Here is a 23,975-nt window from a genome sequence, read left to right on the forward strand (position 1 = left end):
GCGGGTCCGCCACCTGATTCCACGCGGGCGAGCGCCTGCTAGCGTCCCGCACATGCGAATGACTCGCGGGAAGACCTCTCGGCGGCTGGCCCTGGCGCTCGGCGCGCTGCTCGCGGTGACGGCGTGTACCGACCCGACCCAGCAGGGCTCCGGCGGCGGCGAGGACGCCGGCTCCTCGACCGGCGGCGGGGGCGGCGACGCCGGCGAGGACGTCGTCATCGCCACCGGTGGCGAGCCGGACAGCTTCAACCCCGTCCTGGGGTATGCCCGGTGGGGCGACGGCAAGATCGTCGAGGGTCTGGTGCGGCTCACCGCCGACCTCGAGCCGGAGCCGCTGCTCGCCACCGAGATGCCGGAGGTGTCCGCGGACGGGCTGACGTATACCTTTACGCTGCGCGACGACGTGACCTTCCACGACGGCAGCGCTCTCGACGCGCAGGACGTCGTCGCGACCTACGAGACCGCCATCGACCCCGAGACCGCCTCCCCGGTCGCTGCGGACCTGACCGCGCTGGAGTTGGTCGAGGCGGTCGACGACAGCACGGTCCGGTTCACCCTCTCGCAGCCGCAGTCCTCCTTCGTCGCCGCGACCGTGCTGGGGATCGTGCCCTCGGAGTCGCTCGACCCCGAGCCCGCCGCCTCCGCGGACGTCGTGGGCACCGGTCCCTACGCCATCGAGACCTACCGGTCGGGGGAGCGCATCGTGCTCGAGGGCTACGACGACTACTGGGGGGAGCAGCCCGAGGTGCAGCGCGCGACCTTCGTCTTCGTCGAGGACGACGCCGCGCGGGCCGCCCGCGTCGCCTCCGGCGAGGTCGACGGGGCGCTGCTCCCGGCGCAGGCGCTGGACCGGGTCGAGCAGGACGACGAGTTCGAGGTTGTCCGCCGCGACACCGCCGACTTCCGCGCCCTCGTCATGCCCGAGGAGAACCCCGTCGCCGGTGACCCGGCGATCCGCGAGGCGCTCGACGAGGGGCTGGACCGGCAGGCGCTGGTCGACGGCGCGCTCGCCGGTGCGGGCCGCCCCGCCTACGGCCCGATCCCGCCCGAGGCGCCGGAGTACTCCGACGTCGTCGAGGTCGAGACCGACGTGCAGGCGGCCGAGGCCGCCCTGGACGAGGCCGGCTGGGTCGAGCAGGAGGACGGCACCCGTGCCCGGGACGGGCAGGCCGCCCGGTTCACGCTGATGTACCCCGCCGGGGACACCCTGCGGCAGAACATCGCCCTGGCCGTCCAGTCCCAGGCAGCCGAGCTTGGCATCCAGGTCGAGCCCGAGGGCCTGAGCTGGGAGGCGATCGAGCCTCGTATGCGCGAGGACGCGCTCGTCTACGGCAGCGGCAACCCCTACAACGCCGACCTCTCCACCTACCCGCTCTTCCACTCCTCGCGCGCCTTCCAGGGCTTCGACAACCCCGGCGGCTACATGTCGGACGCCATGGACGCGGCCCTGGAGGAGGGACGCTCCGCCATGGACGAGGACGAGCGGGTGGAGGCATACCAGCAGGTGCAGGAGCAGCTCGCCGAGGACCTCCCCTGGGTCTTCCTCGTCTACGTCGAGCACGACTACGTCATCCGCGCGGACACGTGGAGCGGCTGGGACGTGCCCCTGGTCGAGCCGCACGAGCACGGCCTCCAGGGCGGCCCGTGGTGGAACCTGCCGGCATGGACAACGACGACGACCGCCGCCGCGGACTGACCCGGAGCAGCAGGCTCGCGACGGTGGCCCGGCGCGGTGGGACCGGACCGCTGGTGGCGCGTCGCCTCCTGCTGCTCCCGGTGCTCGCCGCGCTCGTCACGCTGGTGATGTTCGTCCTCGCGCAGCGCTCGCCCTTCGACCCGGTGCTCGCGGCGCTGGGTGACCGCGCGCTCACCCTGGACGGCCCGACCCTGGAGGCCATGCGTGCCCGGATGGGCGACACCTCCGCGGTGCAGCAGTGGCTGTCCTGGTGGGGCAACGCGCTGACCGGCGACCTCGGCTACTCCAGCAGCCAGCGCAGCCCGGTGGCCACCGTGCTGGTCCAGCGGCTGCCGTGGACCCTCGGGCTCGTCGCCGCCTCGCTGCTCGTGTCGATCCCGGTCGGGATCGCGCTCGGCGGGTGGGCCGGGACGCACCCCGGCTCGGCCGTGGACCGGATCGTCGGGCCCGGGATGCTGGCCGTGCAGGCCTCGCCACCGTTCTGGACGGGGCTGATCGCGGTCTGGGTCTTCGCCGTGGCCCTCGGCTGGCTCCCGACCGGGGGCGCCACGTCGCCGCAGGCCACGGGCGTGGAGCCGCTGGACGTGCTGCGCCACGCCGTGCTCCCGGTGCTCGTGCTCGCGCTGGCCCACCTGCCGTGGTTCGTCCTCGTGGTCCGCGACGCCTCCCGCGACGCCCTCGCCGGGGCGCCGGTCCGGGCGGCCTGGGCGCGCGGCATACCCCGGGGGCGGCTGCTGCGCTCGCACGCCGTGCGCCCCGCCCTGCTGCCGCTGGTGACGGTGCTCGGGGTGCGCGTGCCCGAGCTCATCACCGGCGCCGTCCTCGTCGAGACCGTCTTCTCCTGGCCCGGCATCGCGAGCGCGACGGTGGACGCGGCGCTGCGGCTCGACTTCGCGCTGCTCGCGGCGCTCACCGTCCTCACCACGGTGATCGTCGTGCTCGGCAACCTCGCCGCCGACCTGGCCTACCGCTGGGTCGACCCGAGAGTGGGGCAGCGCGATGGCTGAGGCGTGGCGGCCCGTGCACGACGGGGGACCCGGGACGGGTGCCCGGACCGGGCCTGCCCGCAGCCGGTCGCGCTCGTCCGTGGGCTGGGTGGCGGCGGTATGCCTGCTCCTGCTGCTCCTGCTCGTCTTCGACCTCGGGGCCGGGGGAGGCGGGGCCGACTTCGCGCGGGCCTACCTGCCGCCGTCGACCGAGCACCCCTTCGGCACCGACTACGCCGGACGGGACCTGCTCGAGCGCTCGCTGTCCGGTGCCCGGGTGTCGCTGCTGGTCGGGCTCGTGGCCGCCGCCGTCTCCAGCGTCGTCGGCGTCGTGGTCGGCGCCGCCGCCGGGATGACCGCCGGGCGTGGCTGGGGCTGGCTGGACGCGGTCCTCATGCGCCTCGTCGACGCTGTCAACGCGCTCCCGCACCTCGTGCTGGGCATCGTCATCGTGGCGCTGCTCGGGCCCTCCCTGTCCAGCGTCATCATCAGCGTGGCCCTCACCCACTGGACGACCACCGCGCGCATCGTGCGGGCCGAGCTGCTCGCCCTGGAGCGGGCCGGCTTCGTCGAGGCCGCCGTCGGGGCCGGGGCCGGCCGCTGGTGGGTGCTGCGCCAGCACCTGCTCGCGCACGTCATGGGCCGGGTGCTGCTCGCCAGCGTGCTCATGGTGCCGCACGCGATCATGCACGAGTCGGCCCTGAGCTTCCTCGGCCTCGGTCTCCCGGACGACCAGGCCTCGCTCGGCACGATCATCGAGCAGTCCCGGTCGGCCGTGCTCGCCGGGCACTGGTGGCCCGCCGTCCTGCCGGGGCTGCTGCTGGTGGTGCTGAGCCTGCTCGTCTTCGCCGTGGCCGAGCGGCTGCGGCCCGCCGGACGGGGGCGGGCATGACCGGGGAGCGGGGCGGCCTGGAGGTCGCGGGGCTCGGGGTGGCGCTGCCCGACGGGACGGGCGGGGAGCAGGTGATCCTCGACGGGGTGGACCTCACCGTGCACGAGGGCGAGGTCGTCGTGCTCCTGGGCCCCAGCGGTGCCGGCAAGTCCACGCTGGTCTCGGCGCTCCTCGGGCTGCTGCCGCCCGGCGCGCTCGTGCGCGGGAGCGCCCGCTGGCACGGCGCTCTGCCTCCCGGTGCCGGCGCGGACGCGGGCGCCGGGTCAGGGCCGGCCACCGGGACCGTGGACCTCCTCGACCCTGGACGCTCGACCCGCGAGAAGCTGCGGGGCCGGCTCGCAGCCTGGCTGCCCCAGGCGCCGGTGAGCTCGCTGACCCCGGTGCTCACGGTGCGCCGCCACCTGGTCGAGAAGGCGCGGGTGCACGTGCCGCGGACACAGGTCGACAGCACCGTGGCCACCGCCATGGAGCGGCACGACGTGGACCCGGAGTGGGGTGCCCGTCTGCCCTCCCAGCTCTCCGGCGGGCAGGCCCAGCGCGTGTCCAACGCGCTGTCGCTCATGGGCGACCCCAGGCTGGTGCTGGCCGACGAGCCGACGACCGGCCTGGACCGGCCGCGGGCCGAGGCCGTCGGTGCCGCGCTGGCCCGGCTCGCCCGGGAGGACGGACGGGCGGTGCTGGTCGTCACGCACGACCTCACGCTCGCCGAGCAGGTGGCCGACCGGGTCGTCGAGATCGACGCCGGACGCAGCGCGCCCGCCGGGCCGCCCGAGGAGGTCGTCCGACGGGTGCGGGAGGCCCGGCACCACGACGCCGGGCGGCGCGCACCCCGCGGCGACGGCAACGGGCATACCCTCGCCGGGGTCGACCTCACGCTGCGCCGCGGTCGCGGCACCCTCGTCCGCGAGGGGGTCACGCTGACGGTGCCCGCCGACCAGGTCACCGGGCTCATGGCGCCCTCGGGCGCGGGCAAGACCACGCTGCTGCGCACGCTCGCCCTGCTCCACCCGCCGGCCGCGGGCCAGGTGCTCCTCGACGGTCGTCCGCTGCGCGGGACCGGGCACGAGGTGCCGGCCCGGGTCCGGCGGCGTATCGCCTACCTGCCGCAGGACCCGCGGCAGTCCGTCGACCCCCGGTGGACGTTGGGGCGCGCCGTCATGGAGCCGCTCGCGCTCGCGGGGCGCCCGCACGACCGCACGGTCGTCGCCGGCCTGCTCGAGCAGGTGGGCCTCGACCCCGTGCTGGCCGGGCGGCGGGCGGACGAGGTCTCCGGCGGGCAGCTCCAGCGCGCGGTCCTGGCCCGGGCCCTGGCGCTGGACGCGGACTACCTGCTGCTCGACGAGCCCACCTCGATGGTCGACGGGGCGACGGCGCAGGCGCTGGTGAGCGCGGTGCACACCCACCAGCACCGGTCGGGGTGCGGGGTGCTGGTGGCCTCGCACGACGAGGAACTTCTCCGCACGTGGTGCGACACCGTGGTGGCCTGGTAGGACACAATGGCCCGCATGAGCCCCGTTCCGTCCGTGTCCAACTCCATCACCGTCCGGCTCGAGCTACCGGCCCGGGTCACCGCCGTCTCGGAGATCACCACCGCGGTGGCGGACGTCGGCGGGATGGTGACGGCCGTCGACATCAGCGACTCCGGGACCGAGCGGCTCCAGGCCGACCTGACGATCGCGACCTACGGCACCGACCACGCCGCCGAGGTCGTCGAGGCCATCAGCGGGGTCGACGGCGTCGAGATCGGGCGCGTCAGCGACCGCACCTTCCTGGCCCACCTCGGCGGCAAGCTCGAGGTCACCTCCAAGCTCCCGATCCGCAACCGCGACGATCTGTCCCTCGTCTACACCCCCGGCGTCGCCAAGATCTGCCAGGCCATCGCGGAGAAGCCCGAGGACGCCCGCAGCCTCACCATCAAGCGCAACACCGTCGCCGTCGTCACCGACGGCTCGGCCGTGCTCGGCCTGGGCGACATCGGCCCGCTGGCCGCGATGCCGGTCATGGAGGGTAAGGCGGCGCTGTTCAAGCGCTTCGCCGACATCGACGCCTTCCCGATCTGCCTGGACGCGACCGACGCCGACGAGATCGTGCGGATCGTCAAGGCGCTCGCGCCCGGCTTCGCGGGGATCAACCTCGAGGACATCTCGGCCCCCCGCTGCTTCGCCATCGAGGCGCGGCTGCGCAAGGAGCTCGACATCCCGGTCTTCCACGACGACCAGCACGGCACCGCCATCGTGGCGCTGGCCGCGCTGACCAACGCGCTGCGGGTCGTCGACAAGGACATCTCCGACGTCAAGATCGTCATGTCCGGCGCCGGGGCCGCGGGCTCGGCCATCATGCGGCTGCTGCTGCGGGCCGGGGCGCGCGACCTCGTCGTCACCGACGTCGACGGCATCATCCACCCGCGCCGCGCCGACGTCATGCGCGGCGACAACGGCAACCTCGCCTGGATCGCGAGCCAGACCAACCAGGACAACGAGACCGGCACCCTCAAGGAGGCGCTCGTCGGGGCCGACGTCTTCATCGGCGTCTCGGCCGGCGGCATCCTCACCGGCGACGACATCGCGAAGATGAACGAGGACGCCATCGTCTTCGCCATGGCCAACCCGGTGCCCGAGGTGGACCCGGTCGACGCGGGGCGGCACGCGACGGTCGTCGCGACCGGGCGCAGCGACTTCGCCAACCAGATCAACAACGTGCTCGTCTTCCCCGGGGTCTTCCGCGGGCTGCTGGACGCCCAGAGCGACCACATCGACGACGAGATGCTGCTCGCGGCCGCGACCGCGCTGGCCGACGTGGTGTCCGCGGACGAGCTCAACCCCACCTACATCATCCCCAGCGTCTTCAACCCCAAGGCGACCAAGGCCGTCGCCCAGGCGGTGCAGGCGGCGGCCGAGGCGCGGCTCAAGGGGTCCAGCTGACCTCTGCGCCATCGGGCCCGGCGCCCGGCCCCGACCTCATCCGGCTCTTCGGGTGGTTCGCCCTGCTCATCGCCCTGCTGGTCCAGGGCTACGGGCTGTATGCCCCCCAGTCGCCCGGGCCGGACGGCATACCGGGGCTGGACAAGGTCGGGCACCTGCTGCTCTTCGGCATCCCCACGCTGCTCGCGCTCTGGCTCCGGGCGCGCTGGCTGGTGCCGGTGCTCGTGGTGCACGCCCTGGTGAGCGAGCCCCTGCAGCAGCTGCTCGCGCCGATGCGTGAGGCGGACCCGCTCGACCTGGCCGCCGACCTGCTGGGCATCGCCCTCGCGGTCTGGGTCGCCGCGACGGCGAGACGTCGTTGGGGTGATGATGGGGACATGGCGACGGCGACCTCCTCGGCGGGCTCCGGGCCGCGGGGGTCATCGTGAGCACGCGCAGCCCCGAGCTGGCCGTGGGGCAGCTCCTCGTCGCCACCCCGCTCACGGGTGAGCCCTTCGCCGGGTCGGTCGTCCTGGTGCTGCACCACGACGAGGACGGCGCCCACGGGCTCGTGCTCAACCAGCCGATGGAGGCCTCCGTCGACGCGGTGCTGCCGGAGTGGCAGCCCTTCGTCACCGAGCCGGGCGTGCTCTTCCGCGGGGGACCGGTCGGCCGCGACACCGCGATGGGGCTGGTGAGCGTGCCGGGTCACGACCCGGGTGACCCGCCGCTCGGCACCCAGCTGCTCTTCGGCGGCATCGGCCTGGTGGATCTCGACGCTCCCGCGCCGCTCGTGGTGCCCGAGCTCGGGGCCTTCCGGATCTTCGTGGGCTACAGCGGGTGGGCCGCCGGCCAGCTGGACTCCGAGATCCGGCAGGGAGCCTGGCAGGTGGTGCCGCGCGAGCCGCGCGACCCCTTCCGGGAGGAGACCGAGGACCTGTGGCGCGACGTGCTGCTCCGGCAGCGCTCGGCCGCGTCCTTCCTCGTGACCTTCACCGAGCACCCCGACCGCAACTGACCGGGCGTCCGGTCTGGCGGCCCGGCTCGACCACGTCGGACGTCCGGTCGGTGCGGGCAGCCCGTTCCCCCCACCGAGCGTCCGGTCTGGCGGGCCTCAGCCCTCGTCGTCGCCCGAGCCGCCGCCGTCCTGGGGCTCGCGGAGCCCTTCGTAGATCTCCTTGCACTGCGGGCATACCGGGAAGCGCTCCGGGTCGCGCCCCGGAACCCAGACCTTGCCGCACAGCGCGATCACGGGGTTGCCGCTCAGCGCGGACTCCATGATCTTCTCCTTGCGGACGTAGTGGGAGAAGCGCTCGTGGTCACCCGGCTCGGACAGGTCCGGCTCGACCCGAGTGTCCTCCCGCTCCAGCACCGCCGTCTGCGTCGACGGCGCGCTGGGGGCCTCCGGGGCGTCGAGGGGCTGGTCTGACATCCGCGCGCTCATGCCTTGAGTCTAGGCGCCGGGGTCCCGCGGGCGCGCACGGGCGAGCGAGCGGCATACCACGAGCCGGGGCTCCGGCCCGAGAGCGAGAGCCCCGGTGAGTCGGATCGGGAAACGACCTATCGTGGGTCGCCGATGTCCACCTCAGCCGCCTCCCACCTGCCCCCCGCCTACCCCGAGCGTGCCGCCTGGGGGACGGCGGGCAAGCTGCGTGCCTGGCAGGCCTCCGCGCTCGAGGCCTACCTCACCGAGCGGCCGCGCGACTTCCTCGCAGTGGCGACGCCGGGCGCGGGCAAGACGACCTTCGCGCTGCGGGTCGCGACCGAGCTGCTGGACCGTGGTGAGGTGCAGCGGATCTGCGTCGTCGCACCGACCGAGCACCTCAAGACCCAGTGGGCCGAGGCGGCCGCCAAGGTCGGCATCCGGATCGACCCGCGCTTCGCGAACGCCCAGGGGCGGCACAGCCGCGACTTCGACGGCGTCGCCGTGACGTATGCCGGGGTGGCGAGCAAGCCGCTGCTGCACCGCGCTCGGACCGAGGCGGCGCGCACGCTCGTCATCCTCGACGAGGTCCACCACGGCGGCGACGCGCTCTCTTGGGGCCAGGCGGTGCGGGACGCCTTCGAGCCGGCCACGCGGCGGCTGGCGCTCACCGGCACGCCCTTCCGCTCGGACACGGCGGCGATCCCGTTCGTGCGCTACGAGATGGACGCGGAGGGCGTGCTGCGCTCGTCCGCCGACTACACCTACGGGTATGCCGACGCGCTGCGCGACGGGGTCGTCCGGCCGGTGCTCTTCCTGTCCTACGGCGGCACGATGCGGTGGCGGACCAAGGTCGGCGACGAGCTCGAGGCCCGGCTGGGGGAGCCGCTGACGCAGGACGTCACCAAGCAGGCGTGGCGGACCGCGCTGGACCCGGCGGGCGACTGGATCCCGTCGGTGCTGCGGGCGGCGGACAAGCGGCTCACCGAGGTGCGCCGGCACGTCGAGGACGCGGGCGGGCTGGTCATCGCCTCCGACCAGCGCTCCGCGCGGTCCTACGCCAAGCAGCTGCGGGAGATCACCGGCGAGGCGGCCACCGTGGTGCTGTCCGACGACGCGGGCGCCTCGGCGAGGATCGAGGAGTTCGCCGAGGGCGACTCGCGGTGGATGGTCGCGGTGCGCATGGTCTCCGAGGGCGTCGACGTGCCCCGCCTCGCCGTCGGGGTGTATGCCACGTCCACCTCGACCCCGCTCTTCTTCGCCCAGGCGGTGGGCCGCTTCGTGCGGGCCCGGCGCCGGGGTGAGACCGCCTCGGTCTTCCTGCCCAACGTGCCCCTGCTGCTCGGGCACGCGGGGTCGATGGAGCTGGAGCGCGACCACGCGCTGAACCGCAAGGAGAGCGACGAGGACCAGCTGTGGTCCGAGGAGGACGGGCTGGTCGCCGCGGCCCAGGCGGACGAGGGCGCCTCGGACGACCTCGAGGGCAGCTACGAGGCGATCGGCTCGGACGCGGAGTTCGACCACGTGCTCTTCGACGCCGAGCAGTTCGGCCTCGGGGGCATGCCGGGGTCGGAGGACGAGGACGACTACCTCGGGCTGCCCGGGCTGCTCGAGCCGGACCAGGTCGCCACCCTGCTGCGGGAGCGGCAGAAGACGCAGGTCGGTCGGGGCGGCGGGCGTGAACGTGCGGAGGCGGTGTCGGCGCACCGCGCGCTCGCCGAGCACCGCAAGGAGCTCAACAAGCTCGTGTCGGCGTATGCCCAGAAGAAGGGCCAGCCGCACGCCGTCGTCCATGCCGAGCTGCGGCGCGCCTCCGGTGGCCCGGAGCTGGCGACCGCCACCTCGGAGCAGGTCCGGGAGCGGATCGACACCATTCGGCGCTGGTTCGTCGGCCGCCGCTGAGGGGCGGGCCTCGGGGGAGCGGTGCGGCCTTCGGGGGAGCGGGCGGTCCCCGCGGGAGCGGGGCATACCCGGGCACGGACGTGCGGCACCGGCCCCCGCGCATACCCGAACCTGTGCACGCCACACCCCGCCTCCGCGCATACCCGAACCTGTGCACGCCACACCGGCCCCAGGCATACCTGTGCACGCTTGCTGGAGCGGAGCGGCGGATATTTCCTCGGCTCCGCTCCAGCAACCGTACCCAGACTTCTCTTCGAGCTGACGCGCCGGTCGGGGTGAGCCAGGTGTGGGGCCGCGAGCCGCGCTGAGCCCGAGGGTCGGCGTCTGCTCAGGCCGAGGTCGTGTGGCGAGCCAGCCCGCGAGCCATGGCGGCACGGATCTTGGCGACGACGCGCTCTGGGTGCGCCAGGTCCTCCCAGGTGATGCGGACCACCTCGTAGCCGAGGGCGCGCAGCCGGTCCTCGCGCCACTTCTCGGCCATGAGGTCCTGGGACGAGCCGTACTTGAGCGCCCCGTCGAACTCGACGACCGTCCAGGCCTCGCGCAGCAGGAAGTCGACGTAGCCGACGAGGTCGCCGTCGTCGTCGCAGATCATCGCCTGGAGCTCGGGGATCGGCAGCCCTGCCTCCAGCATGATCCAGCGGCACCGGGTCTCCCCGGCCGACCCGCTCAGACCCGTGGCGTGCTGGAGCACGGTGCGCACGGCCGGCGCGCCGTGCCCGAACGACCCTTCGCGGTGCGCCCGCTGCAGCTGCTCCATGGTCGTCGCCCCTTGGCGCAGCGCGATGTCGGAGCTGACGAGCCCGGCGACGACACCGAACGAGCCGGCCACCTGCAGGCAGGCCAGGGCCGGGTCGATCGAGGGCGGGTCGGTCTCGGTCACCCATTCCGGAAGCACCGGTGGGTGCACCTTGACCACGTCGTCGCTCCGTCCCCGCTGCCCGTCCGTGCGGACGAGATGCACGCGGGCATCGACACCGAAGGTACCCATGCCGCGTACCGCCAGCGAGCTGTGGTGGCTCAGGGCATGAGGCTTGCCAGGACCGCACAGGCTGGCCGCGACCGCTCTGGCGCTCAGGTCGTGACGTTCCCACGGTGCTGCCGACCGCCATACCTCTCCGCCCACGAAGCTGTCCCGGCGGATGCGGACGAGGACCCCGGACCGGACGAGCGTGGTGAGCTGACTCGGAGTCACACCAAGACCACGCAGCCCGCCGCCGCTGGCGACGTCACCATGAGCCGCGAGGTGGGCGATGATCACTTCCATGCCTGGCAGCATCGTCCAGCCGGGCGCCCGGGCGCAGAAGTTGTCCACAAGGAGGGGTCCGGAGAACGGAGCGAGCAAACCTGAACACGCTTCTACGGGCAGAGCTGAGGAAATGTCCTCAGTCGCGGTCCAGCAACGGTGCCCAGGTATGCCTGGGGCTGGTGTGGCGTGCACAGGTATGCCTGGGGCTGGTGTGGCGTGCACAGGTATGCCTGGGGCGGGCGTGGCGTGCACAGGGAGGTGCTCGGGCCGGACGCGCTGCGCGGATAGTCTGGCGCCATGAGTCAGCAGGCAGGGTGGTACGACGACCCGCAGGACGAGCAGAACCTCCGCTACTGGGACGGCGTGCAGTGGACCTCGCACACGGCGCCCAAGCAGAAGCCCAACCTCGACCGGGTAGGCCAGTCGCAGACGCAGCAACCCGGTGACCAGGGGCAGGCGCAGGGCGGCTACGCCCAGCAGGGCTGGGGGCAGGCCCCCGGTCAGCAGGGCCAGGGTCAGCAGGGCTGGGGCCAGAACCCCTGGGGCCAGGGCGGTCAGCATGGCTATCAGCAGCCCAACCCGTATGCCGGTCAGACCGGGCAGCAGCCCTACCAGGGCCAGTGGGAGGGCGGCCCCGTCCCGGGCGGATACCGTCCGCAGCCCGGCGCCACCACCCCGGACGGCCAGCCGCTGGCCGGCTGGTGGCACCGCTTCGGCGCGCGGCTCATCGACTTCGTCCTCGCCCTCGGGCTCTCCACGGTGCTCGTCACGCTCACCGCGACGCCGGAGCTGACCGAGGCGCTGCAGGACTACTCGCTCGACCCGGACCCGACGGGCGCGGTCCCGGTCGTGCTCGAGGACTGGCTGCTGCGCCTCGGCCTCATCGTGGCCCTGGTCGGCATCGCCTACGAGGTGCTCATGGTGAAGTTCTTCGGCGGGTCCGTCGGCAAGCTGCTCACCGGCCTGCGGGTGCGGCTGCGCGACCAGCCGGGCCTGCCGACCTGGCGCGCGACGCTGCTGCGGTCTGCGGTCTACCAGGGCCCCAACCTGCTCGGCACCCTCGTGCCGATCCTCGGCTTCCTCGGCCTGTTCACCATTCTCGACGTCCTGTGGCCGGTCTGGGACAAGGACAAGCAGGCGCTGCACGACAAGGCGGCGCGCACCAACGTCGTCCGCTCGCGCTGAGCGCCCCCGTAGGAAGGTCCCAGGTCATGAGCCGCGCCCTCATCGTCGTCGACGTCCAGCACGACTTCTGCGAGGGCGGCTCGCTGCCCGTCACCGGGGGCGTCGAGGTCGCCCGCCGGATCAGCGGGCACGTCGAGCAGCACCACGATCGGTATGCCGCCGTCGTCGGCACCGCGGACTGGCACGTCGACCCGGGCGACCACTGGTCGAGCGAGCCCGACTTCGTCGACTCCTGGCCGGTGCACTGCGAGGTGGGCACCGAGGGTGTTCGGTTCCGGCCCGAGCTCGCGGGGGCGCTGGAGCACGTCCAGGCGGTCTTCCGCAAGGGCGGGCACGAGGCGGCCTACTCCGGCTTCGAGGGCAGCACCGAGGTCGAGGGGCGCGAGGTCGGCCTCGCCGCCTGGCTGAGCGAGCGCCAGGTCACCGAGGTCGACGTCTGCGGCCTCGCGACCGACCACTGCGTGCGGGCGACGGCGCTGGACGCCCGCCGCGAGGGGCTGGCCACCACCCTCCTGCTCGACCTGTGCGCGGGCGTCGCCCCGGAGAGCACCGAGGCCGCCCTGACGCAGATGCGGGAGGCAGGCGTCGAGATCGTCCCCGCCGGCTGACCTCACTCCCGCGCCGGTCGTCGGCGACGAGTGGCGCGGGCACCGGCACATGGAGGAGGGGGTCGCTCAGCTCCAGTCGTCGAGGTAGGTCGTGGGGAGCGCCGGCTCGCCGTGGGACATCCGCAGCGCGCTCTGCGGGAGCTCGGCCCGGGCCCGCTCGTGGTGGGCCCGGGCGGTATGCACGTCCGTGGGCGCCACGACCTCGCCCCGCTCGACCAGCGGCACGAGCAGCGTGCGGTCGTCGCCGTCGTCGGCCGGCTGCTCCTGGATGCCGATGATCTCCTCGGTGGCGAGCCCCGCCGCGGACCGGCGGCGCAGGGCATACTTGCGCCCGCCGACGCTGGCCTTGTCCTTGCTCGCCTTGGCGACACCCTCCATCTGCCCGGCGCCGTTCTCCCGGCTGACCAGCTTGTAGACCATGCCCGCCGCCGGGTGCCCCGAGCCGGTGACGACCTTGGTCCCGACGCCGTAGGCGTCCACCGGCGCCGCGTGCAGCGCCGCGATCGCGTGCTCGTCGAGGTCGGAGGTGACGACGATGCGGGTGCCGGTGGCGCCGAGGGAGTCCAGCTGGGCACGGACCTCGAAGGCCTGGTTGACGAGGTCGCCGGAGTCGAGCCGCACCCCGCCGAGCCGCGCCCCCGCCAGCTCGACCGCCAGCTCGACGGCGCCGGTGACGTCGTAGGTGTCGACGAGCAGCGTGGTCGACAGGCCCAGGCTCTGCAGCTGGGTGGCGAAGGCCTGCCGCTCGTCGTCGTGCAGCAGCGTGTAGGAGTGCGCGGCGGTCCCCATGGTCGGGATCCCGTGCCGGCGCCCCGCCTCGAGGTTGGAGGTGGAGGCGAAACCCGCGAGGTATGCCGCGCGCGCCGCCGCGACCGCCGACTCCTCGTGCGTGCGGCGGCTGCCCATCTCGATGCACGGGCGGCCGTGCGCCACCGCGGTCATCCGGGAGGCGGCCGAGGCGACCGCCGAGTCGTGGTTGAGGATCGACAGGAAGAGGGTCTCCAGCACCACGCCCTCGGCGAAGGTCGACTCGACCACGAGCAGCGGCGAGCCGGGCACGTAGACCTCGCCCTCGGCATACCCCCAGATGTCGCCGGTGAAGCGGTAGTCCGCGAGCCAGTCCAGCGTCGGCCGGTCCACCACCTCGTGCTCGGCCAGGAAGGCGATCTCCTCCTCGCCGAAGCGGAAGTCGCGCAGCGCCTCGAGCGCCCGGCCGGTGCCCGCGACGACGCCGTAGCGGCGACCGTCGGGCAGGCGGCGCGCGAAGGCCTCGAAGACGCAGCGGCGGTCGGCGTGGCCGCTGGCCAGCGCGGCCTGGATCATGGTCAGCTCGTAGTGGTCGGTCAGCAGGGCGGTGCTCGGGCTCACCCCCGCAGCCTATGGTGGGGGGCGTGCCGATCGACACCCCCAGCCCACCCGCTCCGCCGGCCGACCCGAAGACCTCCCCGCAGGAGGAGGGCAGGGTCGCCGTGCTGGACCGGCCCGAGGCCGACACCCCCTGGATCACGCTGGTGTGGAACGACCCGGTCAACCTCATGAACTACGTCACCTGGGTCTTCCAGACGCACTTCGGCTACACCCGCAGCAAGGCCGAGACGCTCATGATGGACGTCCACACGAAGGGTCGCGCGGTCGTCTCCACCGGCTCCCGGGAGAAGATGGAGGCCGACACCGAGGCGATGCACGGCTACGGCCTCTGGGCGACCTTCCAGAAGGACGACTGAGGGTATGGCGCGCGCGTTCCGCCGGCGCAAGGACCGGGTCGTCGCCTCCTTCGAGGCGCAGGAGATCGAGGTGCTCGTCCACGTGCTCGGGCTGACCAGGGACTTCGTGGCCCCGGAGCGGCCGGAGACCGGCGACCCCTTCCTCGACCTCGTCGCCGGGCTGGGCGACGAGATCGACCCCGAGGAGCCGAGCGACCCGGCGCTGCGGCGGCTGCTGCCCCCGGCCTCCCGGGACGACGACGAGCAGGCCGCCGAGTTCCGCCGGCTCACCGAGCACGGGCTGCGCCAGCGCAAGGCGGCGACCCTGTCGACCGCCATCAACGCGCTGGAGGCGGCGCGGCCACCCCGGCTCGACCTCGACCTGGAGGAGGCGCGGGCGCTCGTCGTGGCGCTCACCGACGCGCGGCTCATCCTGGGGGAGCGCCTCGGGCTGCGCACCGACGAGGACTCCGAGCGGCTGCACGAGGAGCTCGAGCAGGCCCTGGCCGGGAAGAGCGAGCTCGACCCGGCGCTCGCGCAGAAGATGGCCTACTACGACTTCCTCTCCTGGGTCCAGGAGTCGGTGACGCTGGCGCTCATGGCGCGCTGAGGCCATACCGTCCCTCTCTCCCCGACTTCGACTGTGGGAATCGTCGCCATGGCGACGATTCCCACAGTCGAAAAAGAGGGCGGTCGGCGAAGTAGGCTGGCGCCCATCATGACGAGCACGCACTCCGCCCCCGTGTCCAGCACCGAGCAGGACGAGGCCACCGGCGCCGACGTCCGGGTCCGCTTCTGCCCCAGCCCCACCGGGACGCCGCACGTCGGCCTGGCCCGCACGGCGCTGTTCAACTGGGCCTTCGCGCGCCATCACGGCGGCACCCTGGTCTTCCGGGTCGAGGACACCGACGCCGCGCGGGACAGCGAGGAGTCGATGGCGCAGATCGTCGACGCGCTGGACTGGCTCGGCCTGGACTACGACGAGGGTCCCGGGGTGGGCGGCCCCTACGGGCCGTACCGGCAGAGCGAGCGCGCGCTCCTGCACGCCGACGTGGCCCGGAGGCTGCTGGACGCCGGCCTGGCCTACGAGTCCTTCTCCTCGCCGGAGGAGGTCGAGGCGCGGCACCGCGAGGCCGGGCGCGACCCCAAGCTCGGCTACGACAACCACGACCGCGACCTCAGCGAGGAGCAGAAGCAGGCCTTCCGCGACGAGGGCCGCGAGCCGGTGCTGCGGCTGCGGATGCCGGAGGAGGACATCACCTTCACCGACCTCGTCCGGGGCGAGGTGACCTTCGGCGCCGGCTCGGTGCCCGACTTCGTCATCGTGCGCGGCAACGGGCAGCCGCTCTACACCCTGGTCAACCCGGTCGACGACGCCATGATGCGCATCACGCACGTCATCCGCGGCGAGGACCTGCTCTCCTCGACCCCCCGCCAGATCGCGCTCTACCGCGCCCTGGTCGAGATCGGCGTGGCCGAGCAGGTCCCGACCTTCGCCCACCTGCCGCTCGTGCTGGGTGAGGGCAGCAAAAAGCTGTCCAAGCGCGACCCGGAGTCCAACCTCTTCCTGCACCGCGAGCGCGGCTTCGTGCGCGAGGGGATGATCAACTACCTGGCGCTGCTCGGCTGGTCCATCGGGCCGGACCGCGACATCTTCGACCCCGAGCACCTCGTCGAGGCCTTCGACGTCCGCGACGTCAACCCCAACCCTGCACGTTGGGACCAGAAGAAGGCCGAGTCGCTCAACGGGGACCACCTGCGGCGGCTCTCGCTCGCCGAGTTCACCTCCCGGCTGCTCCCGGTGCTGCGCGAGGCCGGGGTGCTGGGGGAGCAGTCGGGTATGGGTGAGCTGGCGCGGCTGGAGGCGGTCGCCGACCTCATCCAGACGCGGATCCAGGTGCTCTCCGAGGCGGTGCCCATGGTGCGTCCCTTCTACGTCCGGGGCGAGGAGCTGGAGATCGCCGACGACGCGCGGGGCCAGCTCAAGGACGACGCCGGCGACGTCCTCGACGCGGCCATCGCGGCGCTCGAGCCGATCTCGGGTGCCGCCCCGCAGCCGCTCGGCGGGGGTGTGGAGTGGACCCACGACCGGATCGAGGCGGCGCTGCGGGAGGCTCTCGTGGACGGGATGGGGTTCAAGCCGCGGTTCGCCTTCGGGCCGCTGCGGACGGCCGTCTCCGGGCAGCGGATCAGCCCACCGCTCTTCGAGTCGATGGAGATCCTGGGCAAGGAGGAGACCCTGGACCGGCTCGCCCGGCTGCGCCGGAGCCTCTGACCCCCAGGCGGCTTGGCAATTTGGGTCGGGCCCGCCGGGCACGGTAGTATTGTTCCTCGGTTCGCCGCTCCGAAAGGGGCGGGGATACCCCCTTGGGGTATGGTGTAATTGGCAACACGGCTGATTCTGGTTCAGTTGTTCTAGGTTCGAGTCCTGGTACCCCAGCGCGAGATCGGAGCCCGGCTCCGGATTTCGTGGAGACCTGCCCGCTCGGGTAGGCTCTCCCCTCGGCGCCGAACGCGCCGGACACGGCCCCGTTGTGTAGCGGCCTAGCACGCCGCCCTCTCAAGGCGGTAGCGCGGGTTCGAATCCCGTCGGGGCTACATCGAGCGAAACCCCTGGTCACCCAGGGGTTTCGCCGTTTCTAGGCTCCGGTGGAGAGGTCCATAGCAGAGGCTCCGGCACACAACGGGTACACACCAGCATCGGGTCTCGTGCTGAGTTCGGTGGATCGAGCGGCATCCATGGCGTCCGCCACCACGTCCAGGCGGTCCCCAAACAGGTGCCCGTAGAGGTCCAGCGTCATCGTCGCGGACTTGTGACCAAGCATCTGCTGCACCACCTTCACGTCCGCCCCCGAGGCGATGGCGAGACTGGCTGCCGTGTGCCGGAGTTCGTGCGGGTGGAAGCCGGGGATGCCCAGCCTCTCTGCGGCCTCTGTCAGCGTCGCCCGCTGGAACGTCTGTGCTCTCAGCACCGCCCCTCGACGCCCGGTGAACAGCAGGTCGTCAGGCGACCCCGCCCGTGCGTGCTCGGCTGCTCGCCCGAGACCCTCGACCTGCTCAGTGGCGATGAGGACCAGCGCGTGAGGCTAGCAGTCGCCGGGCATCGCTCCACCCCGCACGAGGCCCTCGCGGGCATGGCGAGCGAACTTGACCGGAGGCGTGACCTGTCCATCGCCCGTGCGCTGGCACGGAACCCACGCACACCCGACGCGGCGCTGGAGGGCTGGCTGGAGGACGGCACCGAGGGGCATCGGACACTGGCACGGGCTGCGCTGCGGGAGCGTGCCAACGCCGCAGCCGAGCGGACTGCTGGAGCGGTGCTCGACGGTACTGAGCGCGCGGGGACGCGCATGGATAAGGCGAGGGCGAGGGCGGTGGATGGACTGGACGACGTTCTTGGTGCACGGCTTGGACCTGCTCGGCGTGGGGAACAGGTCCAGGCATGACCGATGACGATCTGGCCGCCCGCGTCCTTGCCGCCCATCATGAGGCCGGGCACGCTACCGCCGCCTGCATGAGGGGGGAGTCGCGTCTGACCGCCGTGGCCCTCGGAGCCGTCCACGGCCAGGGCCTTACGAATCACCGATCAAAGCCCGCCGACAGCGGTTTCATCGCGTGGGCGGGGCCCTGGGCCGAGGCCCGGTTCGGCTGGCCCGAGGGGTTGCCGCTCGATGTTGAGGACGAGGACGGGACGACGTTTCCGGATCACGTCATCGGCGTCCTGCTCGCCCAGCCCGATGATGCCGAGATTGTCCGGCAGCACTGGCAGGAGATTCGGTCTTTCGGCATCGAACCTTCAGACGAGATTTGGCTCCGGGAGATGGAGGCAGTGCTGCCCGCCGTGCGCACCGTGGCCGCCCGGCTGCTGCGGGGCGAGCCGGTTACGCATGCCGATGTGGTCGAACTGCTGGAGAAAGCCGGTTGACAAATGGTGCCCCCTTCTCGCCGCGTCCGCCTGGGGTGTGCTGGATGGACAGGACAAGGCGGGGACGATACCCGTCCGGCTGAGGTTGGTAGAGGCGTAGATGGACAGAACTGACAGGAGGGTCTAGATCGTGAGCGGACAGGTAGTCGGATACGTGCGCGTCAGCAGCACGGACCAGAACCCTGCGCGCCAGCACCAGAGCATCCGCGAGGCCGTGGGCGAGCCCGACCGCATCTTCGAGGACCAGTGCAGCGGAGCAACCGCCGACCGCCCCGGACTTGCCGCTCTCCTGGCCCACCTGCGCGAGGACGACACGCTGGTGGTGAGCAGCATGGACCGACTCGCCCGGTCGGTGATCGACCTGCACGCGCTGGTGGACGGGCTGACCGACCGAGGGGTGAGCGTCCGGTTCCTGCACGAGTCGCTGTCCTTCCGCCCCGGTGAGTCCGACCCGACCGGAAGGCTGCTCCTGGGGGTCATGGGCAGCGTGGCCGCGTTCGAGCGCGCCATGATCCGCGAGCGGCAGGCCGAGGGGATCGCGCTAGCCAAGCAGCGCGGCGTCTACAAGGGCCGGGCACGCCGCCTCACCCCAGATCAGATCGAGCAGGCCCAAACCCAGGTCGAGTCCGGAGTGCCGGTAGCGCGGGTGGCACGAGAGGCGGGGGTGAGCCGACAGACGCTCTATGACGCGCTGAACCGCCGTGGGGCGTATGGAGAGGGTGCGGCAAAGGTCGGTTAGACGGTGGCGCCCCGGCTCATGCCTGCCAAGCATGATCGAAGGCGCCAGGATCGGCCCACTTGCTAAACTGGTGAGCACTTGCTATTGGCACCGATCCACAGGATGGGAGATGGTCCTGGTGACCACGGAGGATGAGCGGTATCGCGACAGCAGGTTGGTCGTCAACGGCACGACACTGACAATCGGTGCGTACTACTTTCCGTGGGCGGGCGCCAAGAGTGTCCCCCTCGCCCGTATCGAGGCTGTGGAACGGGTCCCGCTGACGGCGATGGGCGGGAAATGGCGGCTGTGGGGCTCAACCACACCGTCCTACTGGGCGAACCTCGATACCCGTCGCCCGGGCAAGGAGACCGGCTTCGTGCTCGATCTCGGTCGCCGTGTCCGCCCCGTCGTCACCCCTGACGACCCGGACGCCTTCGAGGCAGCCATCAAGTCGGCGGTGCCAGAAGTGGCGTTCGCGGTCCAGTCCGCTCCGCGCTATGGCGTCTGAGGCCAGGACGCACCCCACCCTGGGCAGATCAGCACCGCCCCCGCAGTTCGATGGAAGCGCCTGCACCTCGGCAAGGGGTCCAGCGAGAAGCAACGCATGCCGCGAAGGTTAGATGAAAGCGGTGCCCCCTCCGTTGTTTTCGCTGAGGTGCGAGCCTTGACCGGCGAGCAGGTGCGCAGCCTCTCCCACGCCGACTTCGTGGCCGCCCTGCGTGCAGCCCAGGGCGAGGGGACAGGCGCGACACGGGTCGAGAACAATGAGGTTTTGCTGCCTGAGGGGAGCGCACCGGTCTATCTCGATGGGCCGGGGATTGAAGAGGACGGGTCTGATGGATGATCCTGCGTGCCTTAGCCCATCCGCAGGTTGTACGGCTTGGGCAGGGGGTGCTGGGTCAGTCCAATCTCCGCTCGTAGGCTCGCTCGCAGGGCCACGAGCACCGGGTCAAGGCCAGCGCCGCCCTGCCCTTGAGCCATGGCGAGCATGAACTGCCTCGCGGCTTCGATTTCTGCTGGCTCTCCGAGCAGCACTATGTCCGCCAGCGCCCCTTCCAGCCCGGCGATGCGCTCGTCTGAAAGACCTGGGAGGCGGTTTGCGGCGTCGCTGAGTCGCCGGTAGGCGCTCACCAGGTACTCGATGCGCTGAGACCTGCGAGCCCCGAGCACGTCACGCTGGACGCTGAGCCGGTGCACCACCAGACCACCGACCACCGCCCCGAGGACAGCCGAGAGCAAGGGGACCAGGGCCGCCGACCAGCCGGTCACCTCGTCCCCCGCTGCGGTCCCTCTGCCTGGCGGCAGTCCCCGCTGTCATTGGCGTCTGGGCCAGGGTCACGACGGATCATGACGGTCTTCTCTCTCTTGGGTGTCTCTACCTTCCCAGGTCGGTCGGACAGGGGGGCACCATCTATCGACCGAGCGTGTACAGGCGTTGGGCGCGGCGACACGCCAGCGGACGCTGGCCCCCGCCGACACCTCGTCGGAGAGAATGGACCAAGAAGAGGAGGTCAGCATGGCGTACGGATCGGCACGCGACTTGCCAAGGTTCACGGAGTTGGAGCAGCAACTCTTGGGGATGCGGCTGCTGAAGGTTCTTCTGCCCAAGGAAGAGCGCCACCTGTTGAAGGACCTCCCTGCCCAACTCGACTACATGGCTAGCACCGTTGACGGCTTCTATGCCCTCCTCGGTCCCCGCCACTGGGTCTTCCACGACGATCTCGCGCTCGATGACATGGCTAACCTCGTAGCGGACCACGTGGACGATCCAGAAGGCGCAGAACAAGCCTTCATCGCGTGGTATCAGGACGGGGATCGCCTGCCTCGCCTGGTCAAGCGGCTGCACGGGCACCCCGGGCTGCGAGTCCGGATGCATCTGCTGCGGTGGGCGCTGGAGGACTATCAGGCTGGACGCTACTACGCGGTGGTCCAGGTGCTGCTCAGCGCTATGGACGGCTTCGTGAACGATCTCGACCCAGCCAACCGCAGGGGGCTCCATACCCGCGAGCCGGACGAGATGGACGCCTGGAACAGCGTCGTGGGGCATCACCAAGGACTCAGCGCAGCGCATGCGACCTTCACCAAGTCCTTCAAGGCGCGCAACGACGATCCGGTCTACGAGGTCTACCGCAACGGGATCGTGCACGGGATGCTGACAACTACAACAATGTCGTCGTCGCGACCAAAGCCTGGAATCGGCTCTTCGCCGTGGCGGACTGGGCTGGCTCCCTTGAAGCGGAGAAGAAGGAGGCCGCGAAGCCGCCCGACCCGACCTGGAGAGAGATGGCCCAGCAACTCAGGGCCAACGCGGAGACGAACGCCGCGCTGGCGGAGTTCTCGCCCGTCGTGCTGACCTCGGATGACCAGACATCACTCACCGCCCACCCGGTCTATGCGGCGGCTAGCGGATACCTCGACGCCTGGAAGCGGGGGAACTACGGGGGCATGGCCCAGGTGGTCACCAGGATGACTCAGACGGTGAGCCCCGGCCAAGTGCGGCAGGAGTATCAGGATCACACGCTGGAGGACTACGCCATCGAGTCGCTCCGCCACAGCGGGGCTGCGGTCTGCCTTGTCGGGCTGCGCATCGTCGTCAACGGGTCCTCATACTCTCCGGAGATGAGGTGGATACGAGAAGGGGCCGATGGGCGGGCGGCTGCGCCGAACGAGGACGGCGAGTGGCGGCTAGTCTTGTGGGGTGCAACGTTTTTCACGCGGAACGCCGCGTAAGGGGGTCACCGTAAAGATCGGTCAGTAAGTGGCGCCCCCCCGGCAGCCTTCTGGAACAGGGGAGAGAGCAAGTGCGGTACACATCGGGTACACGAACCGTTCGCAACCTCCCCACACCAACCAACAACACTCGTAGACCAATCCCCTTGTCAGCGAAGGGTTTTCACGATAGTCACAAGTAGTCGTACAGCCCAGACTCGCCCTCTCAAGGCGGTAGCGCGGGTTCGAATCCCGTCGGGGCTACCCGTGTCGGAAGGCCCCCATCGCAGCAGCGGTGGGGGCCTTCCGCATGTCCGGGCCGAGGGCATACCGAGGACGCGCGGCGCCCACGCTGGCGGTCCGGGGTCGACCTGGGCGAGGCTAGGGGGATGAACAAGACGGACCTGATCGAGGCCTTGGCACCGCGCGTGGGCGGGCGCGCTGCGGCCGGCGCGGCCGTGGAGGCCCTGGTGGACATCGTGCTGCGCGAGGTGGCCGCCGGCGGCAGCGTGGGCATCAGCGGCTTCGGGACCTTCGAGCAGGTCGAGCGGGCCCCGCGCACCGGTCGGAACCCGCGCACGGGGGAGAGCGTGCCCATCGCCGGCACGCGGACGCCGCGCTTCCGGCCCGGCAGCACCTTCAAGGAGGTCGTCGGCGACCCGTCCACGCTGCCTGCGCGGGGCCTCGCGGGGGCGCGGGCCGCGACGGAGGGCGAGGGTGGTTCGACCGGGACGCCGAGCACGGTGCGACGCAGCGGTGGTTCGGGGCGGACCGGGGCTCAGGCGTCGGAGAAGCGGTCCGCGTCGGACCGTGACCGGGAGCGCCGCGCGCCCACGGGGACCCCCTCGAGCGTGCGCCGGCAGAAGTCCGAGGAGGCCCCGGCCCCGGACGACGCCGCGAGCGACACGACCAGCAGCGGTGGGCGGGTGTTCTCCGGCGGCGAGGACATCACCGCCGGCATGATCTCGGCGAAGAAGGCCCAGCTGGCCAGGGTGAAGAACGACGAGGTCGTCAAGGGCGGCAAGAAGAAGGGCAAGGGCAAGAAGAACAAGGCGAAGAAGAAGAAGAAGGACGGCTGACGCCCCCAGGGGGACGCCGGGCGCGTCAGGTGATGGTCTCGCCCGCGCCGATGCCGACGATCCACAGCCGGGTCAGGCTCGTGCCCAGGTCCTCGGGGTCGCCGTCGACCTCGATGCTGACCCGCTGACCCACCCGCAGGTGACGCAGGCCGCTGGCGTCCATCACCGCGGCCGGGAAGGGCAGCACGCGCCCGGTGTCGAGCAGCACGGTGCCGTCGCGCCCCTCGAGGTCGTAGGTGTGCACGCTGGCCTGCATGGGCCCACTGTAGGTCGTCGGGCTGGTGGGGACCCGTCAGGCGGCGGTGGAGCCCAGCAGGGCCCGGGTGCGCGCCCCGACCCCGAGCCGCAGCGCCTCCCGCAGGTCCTCGACGCGGTCGACGTCGCGCCGCAGCCGGGGCAGGTCGAGCTCCAGCAAGGTCGCGTCGACCGCGTGCCGCGCCGCCGAGCCGGCCCCGAACTGCGGACGAGGTATGCCCCGCGTCGAGGTCAGCAGCACCGTCCCCTGACCCTCGGCGTCCGGCACCACGGCCCGCTCGTGCTCACCGCACCGGGCGAGCGCGGCGCGCAGGTCCTCCGGCCGCAGCGCGGGGAGGTCCCCGAGGAGCACGGCCCAGCCGCCCCCGGGAAGATCCCCGTCGGCACCCTCGAGCGCCCCCGCCCGCCGGGCGGCGTCCTCCAGCCCGCGGCCGATCGCCGCGTCAAGCCCGGCGCCGGGGTCGGGCACGACGACGGCGCCCAGCTCGCGGGCGCGTCCCGCCGCGCCAGCGTCGTCGGTCACGACGGTCACGCGCTCCGGCGGGAGGGCACGGCATACCGCGTCAAGGGTGTCCAGGGCGATCGCCCGCGCGAGCTCGGGGCGGGAGACGCCGTCCGGCGCGAGCAGCCGCGTCTTGGCGCGCTCGGCCCGCTGGACCGGCAGCACCAGGCGCCATCCCTGCACCGCCCGGTCCGGTCCCGTCTGCTCACGCACGGCAGCATCTTCGCCAGCACCGCCCGC

The 23,975-nt window shown here is 72.1% G+C and carries 27 protein-coding genes and 2 tRNA genes; 22 read left to right on the forward strand and 7 right to left on the reverse strand.

Annotation, left to right across the window (positions count from 1 at the left end; genetic code table 11):
- Nucleotides 1–52 precede the first annotated feature (52 nt).
- The 7 genes from SGUI_RS16430 to SGUI_RS16460 all read left to right on the forward strand — a co-directional run bounded on the left by SGUI_RS16430 (nucleotide 53) and on the right by SGUI_RS16460 (nucleotide 7,492).
- Nucleotides 53–1,696 (forward strand): ABC transporter substrate-binding protein, encoded by a 1,644-nt coding sequence (locus SGUI_RS16430; RefSeq protein WP_083190770.1) that lies wholly within the window; start codon nucleotides 53–55, stop codon nucleotides 1,694–1,696.
- Nucleotides 1,663–2,703, forward strand: coding sequence for an ABC transporter permease (locus SGUI_RS16435; RefSeq protein WP_083190771.1), 1,041 nt, complete (start codon nucleotides 1,663–1,665; stop codon nucleotides 2,701–2,703). Before SGUI_RS16430 ends, SGUI_RS16435 begins: the two co-directional genes overlap by 34 nt.
- Nucleotides 2,696–3,574 carry an ABC transporter permease gene (locus SGUI_RS16440; protein WP_066642112.1) on the forward strand — a complete coding sequence of 293 codons (879 nt, stop codon included), beginning with the start codon at nucleotides 2,696–2,698 and terminating at the stop codon, nucleotides 3,572–3,574. Before SGUI_RS16435 ends, SGUI_RS16440 begins: the two co-directional genes overlap by 8 nt.
- A complete protein-coding gene (locus tag SGUI_RS16445; RefSeq protein WP_066642113.1) occupies nucleotides 3,571–5,064 on the forward strand; it encodes an ABC transporter ATP-binding protein in 1,494 nt (497 codons plus the stop codon). Before SGUI_RS16440 ends, SGUI_RS16445 begins: the two co-directional genes overlap by 4 nt.
- Before the next feature lie 15 nt (nucleotides 5,065–5,079).
- On the forward strand, nucleotides 5,080–6,495 hold the full coding sequence (locus SGUI_RS16450; protein ID WP_066642115.1) for an NAD-dependent malic enzyme: 1,416 nt from the start codon (nucleotides 5,080–5,082) through the stop codon (nucleotides 6,493–6,495).
- Between the two features lie 239 nt (nucleotides 6,496–6,734).
- Entirely contained in the window at nucleotides 6,735–6,923 is a 189-nt protein-coding gene (locus SGUI_RS17770) for a VanZ family protein (RefSeq protein WP_191090926.1), read from the forward strand.
- Nucleotides 6,920–7,492, forward strand: coding sequence for a YqgE/AlgH family protein (locus SGUI_RS16460; protein WP_191090927.1), 573 nt, complete (start codon nucleotides 6,920–6,922; stop codon nucleotides 7,490–7,492). Before SGUI_RS17770 ends, SGUI_RS16460 begins: the two co-directional genes overlap by 4 nt.
- A 96-nt stretch (nucleotides 7,493–7,588) precedes the next feature.
- Here SGUI_RS16460 and SGUI_RS16465 read toward each other — a convergent pair whose 3' ends face one another.
- Nucleotides 7,589–7,918, reverse strand: coding sequence for a DUF3039 domain-containing protein (locus SGUI_RS16465; protein ID WP_083190772.1), 330 nt, complete (start codon nucleotides 7,916–7,918; stop codon nucleotides 7,589–7,591).
- 132 nt (nucleotides 7,919–8,050) lie between these two features.
- Between SGUI_RS16465 and SGUI_RS16470 the strand changes: the two genes are divergently transcribed.
- Nucleotides 8,051–9,799: a DEAD/DEAH box helicase gene (locus SGUI_RS16470; protein ID WP_066642127.1), complete on the forward strand. Its 1,749-nt coding sequence runs from the start codon at nucleotides 8,051–8,053 to the stop codon at nucleotides 9,797–9,799.
- Between the two features lie 328 nt (nucleotides 9,800–10,127).
- On the opposite strand, the gene SGUI_RS16475 is transcribed toward SGUI_RS16470, so the two are convergent.
- Nucleotides 10,128–10,763, reverse strand: coding sequence for a DUF559 domain-containing protein (locus SGUI_RS16475; RefSeq protein WP_157621892.1), 636 nt, complete (start codon nucleotides 10,761–10,763; stop codon nucleotides 10,128–10,130).
- A 582-nt stretch (nucleotides 10,764–11,345) separates the two neighbouring features.
- On the opposite strand from SGUI_RS16475, the gene SGUI_RS16480 reads away from it, so the two are divergent.
- Both SGUI_RS16480 and SGUI_RS16485 read left to right on the forward strand, forming a co-directional pair.
- A complete protein-coding gene (locus SGUI_RS16480; RefSeq protein WP_066642135.1) occupies nucleotides 11,346–12,233 on the forward strand; it encodes an RDD family protein in 888 nt (295 codons plus the stop codon).
- Between the two features lie 26 nt (nucleotides 12,234–12,259).
- Complete coding sequence (locus tag SGUI_RS16485) at nucleotides 12,260–12,841, forward strand: isochorismatase family protein (RefSeq protein ID WP_066642138.1); 582 nt, start codon at nucleotides 12,260–12,262, stop codon at nucleotides 12,839–12,841.
- A 66-nt stretch (nucleotides 12,842–12,907) separates the two neighbouring features.
- On the opposite strand, the gene SGUI_RS16490 is transcribed toward SGUI_RS16485, so the two are convergent.
- Nucleotides 12,908–14,164 carry a nicotinate phosphoribosyltransferase gene (locus tag SGUI_RS16490; RefSeq protein ID WP_066643645.1) on the reverse strand — a complete coding sequence of 419 codons (1,257 nt, stop codon included), beginning with the start codon at nucleotides 14,162–14,164 and terminating at the stop codon, nucleotides 12,908–12,910.
- Nucleotides 14,165–14,232: 68 nt separating this feature from the next.
- On the opposite strand from SGUI_RS16490, the gene clpS reads away from it, so the two are divergent.
- From clpS to SGUI_RS16515, 5 genes are all read left to right on the forward strand, one after another.
- Nucleotides 14,233–14,565 carry an ATP-dependent Clp protease adapter ClpS gene (clpS, locus tag SGUI_RS16495; protein ID WP_237141395.1) on the forward strand — a complete coding sequence of 111 codons (333 nt, stop codon included), beginning with the start codon at nucleotides 14,233–14,235 and terminating at the stop codon, nucleotides 14,563–14,565.
- Nucleotides 14,566–14,569: 4 nt separating this feature from the next.
- Nucleotides 14,570–15,154: a DUF2017 domain-containing protein gene (locus tag SGUI_RS16500; protein ID WP_066642140.1), complete on the forward strand. Its 585-nt coding sequence runs from the start codon at nucleotides 14,570–14,572 to the stop codon at nucleotides 15,152–15,154.
- A gap of 108 nt (nucleotides 15,155–15,262) precedes the next feature.
- Nucleotides 15,263–16,819 carry a glutamate--tRNA ligase gene (gltX, locus tag SGUI_RS16505; protein WP_066642145.1) on the forward strand — a complete coding sequence of 519 codons (1,557 nt, stop codon included), beginning with the start codon at nucleotides 15,263–15,265 and terminating at the stop codon, nucleotides 16,817–16,819.
- 93 nt (nucleotides 16,820–16,912) lie between these two features.
- Nucleotides 16,913–16,984: transfer RNA gene (locus SGUI_RS16510), tRNA-Gln, on the forward strand.
- A gap of 85 nt (nucleotides 16,985–17,069) precedes the next feature.
- Nucleotides 17,070–17,142, forward strand: a tRNA-Glu gene (locus SGUI_RS16515).
- A 41-nt stretch (nucleotides 17,143–17,183) separates the two neighbouring features.
- On the opposite strand, the gene SGUI_RS17255 is transcribed toward SGUI_RS16515, so the two are convergent.
- Nucleotides 17,184–17,516: a tyrosine-type recombinase/integrase gene (locus SGUI_RS17255; protein ID WP_418314005.1), complete on the reverse strand. Its 333-nt coding sequence runs from the start codon at nucleotides 17,514–17,516 to the stop codon at nucleotides 17,184–17,186.
- A gap of 470 nt (nucleotides 17,517–17,986) precedes the next feature.
- Between SGUI_RS17255 and SGUI_RS16525 the strand changes: the two genes are divergently transcribed.
- The 4 genes from SGUI_RS16525 to SGUI_RS17595 all read left to right on the forward strand — a co-directional run bounded on the left by SGUI_RS16525 (nucleotide 17,987) and on the right by SGUI_RS17595 (nucleotide 20,034).
- Complete coding sequence (locus SGUI_RS16525; protein WP_066642149.1) at nucleotides 17,987–18,469, forward strand: hypothetical protein; 483 nt, start codon at nucleotides 17,987–17,989, stop codon at nucleotides 18,467–18,469.
- A 130-nt stretch (nucleotides 18,470–18,599) separates the two neighbouring features.
- Nucleotides 18,600–19,208, forward strand: coding sequence for a recombinase family protein (locus tag SGUI_RS16530; RefSeq protein WP_066642152.1), 609 nt, complete (start codon nucleotides 18,600–18,602; stop codon nucleotides 19,206–19,208).
- Between the two features lie 109 nt (nucleotides 19,209–19,317).
- Nucleotides 19,318–19,698, forward strand: coding sequence for a PH domain-containing protein (locus tag SGUI_RS16535; protein ID WP_157621894.1), 381 nt, complete (start codon nucleotides 19,318–19,320; stop codon nucleotides 19,696–19,698).
- A gap of 156 nt (nucleotides 19,699–19,854) precedes the next feature.
- Nucleotides 19,855–20,034, forward strand: coding sequence for a hypothetical protein (locus SGUI_RS17595; protein WP_157621895.1), 180 nt, complete (start codon nucleotides 19,855–19,857; stop codon nucleotides 20,032–20,034).
- Between the two features lie 11 nt (nucleotides 20,035–20,045).
- On the opposite strand, the gene SGUI_RS16540 is transcribed toward SGUI_RS17595, so the two are convergent.
- Nucleotides 20,046–20,459 (reverse strand): hypothetical protein, encoded by a 414-nt coding sequence (locus SGUI_RS16540; RefSeq protein ID WP_066642156.1) that lies wholly within the window; start codon nucleotides 20,457–20,459, stop codon nucleotides 20,046–20,048.
- Nucleotides 20,460–20,748: 289 nt separating this feature from the next.
- Here SGUI_RS16540 and SGUI_RS17600 point away from each other — a divergent pair, with 289 nt between their 5' ends.
- The 3 genes from SGUI_RS17600 to SGUI_RS16555 all read left to right on the forward strand — a co-directional run bounded on the left by SGUI_RS17600 (nucleotide 20,749) and on the right by SGUI_RS16555 (nucleotide 22,978).
- On the forward strand, nucleotides 20,749–21,543 hold the full coding sequence (locus tag SGUI_RS17600) for a hypothetical protein (RefSeq protein ID WP_157621896.1): 795 nt from the start codon (nucleotides 20,749–20,751) through the stop codon (nucleotides 21,541–21,543).
- Entirely contained in the window at nucleotides 21,474–21,920 is a 447-nt protein-coding gene (locus SGUI_RS16550; protein ID WP_066642164.1) for a hypothetical protein, read from the forward strand. The genes SGUI_RS17600 and SGUI_RS16550 overlap by 70 nt, the downstream gene beginning before the upstream one ends.
- 368 nt (nucleotides 21,921–22,288) lie before the next feature.
- Nucleotides 22,289–22,978, forward strand: a complete 690-nt coding sequence (locus SGUI_RS16555; protein WP_066642167.1) for an HU family DNA-binding protein — start codon at nucleotides 22,289–22,291, stop codon at nucleotides 22,976–22,978.
- A 25-nt stretch (nucleotides 22,979–23,003) separates the two neighbouring features.
- Here SGUI_RS16555 and SGUI_RS16560 read toward each other — a convergent pair whose 3' ends face one another.
- Together SGUI_RS16560 and cofC are read right to left on the reverse strand one after the other, a co-directional pair.
- Nucleotides 23,004–23,234: a hypothetical protein gene (locus SGUI_RS16560; RefSeq protein WP_066642173.1), complete on the reverse strand. Its 231-nt coding sequence runs from the start codon at nucleotides 23,232–23,234 to the stop codon at nucleotides 23,004–23,006.
- A 36-nt stretch (nucleotides 23,235–23,270) separates the two neighbouring features.
- Nucleotides 23,271–23,948, reverse strand: a complete 678-nt coding sequence (gene cofC / locus SGUI_RS16565; protein WP_237141396.1) for a 2-phospho-L-lactate guanylyltransferase — start codon at nucleotides 23,946–23,948, stop codon at nucleotides 23,271–23,273.
- Nucleotides 23,949–23,975: the final 27 nt, after the last annotated feature.

This window comes from Serinicoccus hydrothermalis, assembly GCF_001685415.1.
GTDB lineage: Bacteria > Actinomycetota > Actinomycetes > Actinomycetales > Dermatophilaceae > Ornithinicoccus > Ornithinicoccus hydrothermalis.

What these genes read in the sequence shown, in the direction of transcription:
- SGUI_RS16430 (WP_083190770.1), top strand. Translation starts at nt 53, where the DNA reads ATGCGAATGACTCGCGGGAAGACCTCTCGGCGGCTGGCCCTGGCGCTC.
- SGUI_RS16435 (WP_083190771.1), top strand. Translation starts at nt 1,663, where the DNA reads ATGGACAACGACGACGACCGCCGCCGCGGACTGACCCGGAGCAGCAGG.
- SGUI_RS16440 (WP_066642112.1), top strand. Translation starts at nt 2,696, where the DNA reads ATGGCTGAGGCGTGGCGGCCCGTGCACGACGGGGGACCCGGGACGGGT.
- SGUI_RS16445 (WP_066642113.1), top strand. Translation starts at nt 3,571, where the DNA reads ATGACCGGGGAGCGGGGCGGCCTGGAGGTCGCGGGGCTCGGGGTGGCG.
- SGUI_RS16450 (WP_066642115.1), top strand. Translation starts at nt 5,080, where the DNA reads ATGAGCCCCGTTCCGTCCGTGTCCAACTCCATCACCGTCCGGCTCGAG.
- SGUI_RS16465 (WP_083190772.1), bottom strand. Translation starts at nt 7,918, where the DNA reads ATGAGCGCGCGGATGTCAGACCAGCCCCTCGACGCCCCGGAGGCCCCC.
- SGUI_RS16470 (WP_066642127.1), top strand. Translation starts at nt 8,051, where the DNA reads ATGTCCACCTCAGCCGCCTCCCACCTGCCCCCCGCCTACCCCGAGCGT.
- SGUI_RS16480 (WP_066642135.1), top strand. Translation starts at nt 11,346, where the DNA reads ATGAGTCAGCAGGCAGGGTGGTACGACGACCCGCAGGACGAGCAGAAC.
- SGUI_RS16485 (WP_066642138.1), top strand. Translation starts at nt 12,260, where the DNA reads ATGAGCCGCGCCCTCATCGTCGTCGACGTCCAGCACGACTTCTGCGAG.
- SGUI_RS16490 (WP_066643645.1), bottom strand. Translation starts at nt 14,164, where the DNA reads ATGATCCAGGCCGCGCTGGCCAGCGGCCACGCCGACCGCCGCTGCGTC.
- SGUI_RS16500 (WP_066642140.1), top strand. Translation starts at nt 14,570, where the DNA reads ATGGCGCGCGCGTTCCGCCGGCGCAAGGACCGGGTCGTCGCCTCCTTC.
- gltX (WP_066642145.1), top strand. Translation starts at nt 15,263, where the DNA reads ATGACGAGCACGCACTCCGCCCCCGTGTCCAGCACCGAGCAGGACGAG.
- SGUI_RS16525 (WP_066642149.1), top strand. Translation starts at nt 17,987, where the DNA reads ATGACCGATGACGATCTGGCCGCCCGCGTCCTTGCCGCCCATCATGAG.
- SGUI_RS16535 (WP_157621894.1), top strand. Translation starts at nt 19,318, where the DNA reads ATGGTCCTGGTGACCACGGAGGATGAGCGGTATCGCGACAGCAGGTTG.
- SGUI_RS16550 (WP_066642164.1), top strand. Translation starts at nt 21,474, where the DNA reads ATGGCCCAGCAACTCAGGGCCAACGCGGAGACGAACGCCGCGCTGGCG.
- SGUI_RS16555 (WP_066642167.1), top strand. Translation starts at nt 22,289, where the DNA reads ATGAACAAGACGGACCTGATCGAGGCCTTGGCACCGCGCGTGGGCGGG.
- SGUI_RS16560 (WP_066642173.1), bottom strand. Translation starts at nt 23,234, where the DNA reads ATGCAGGCCAGCGTGCACACCTACGACCTCGAGGGGCGCGACGGCACC.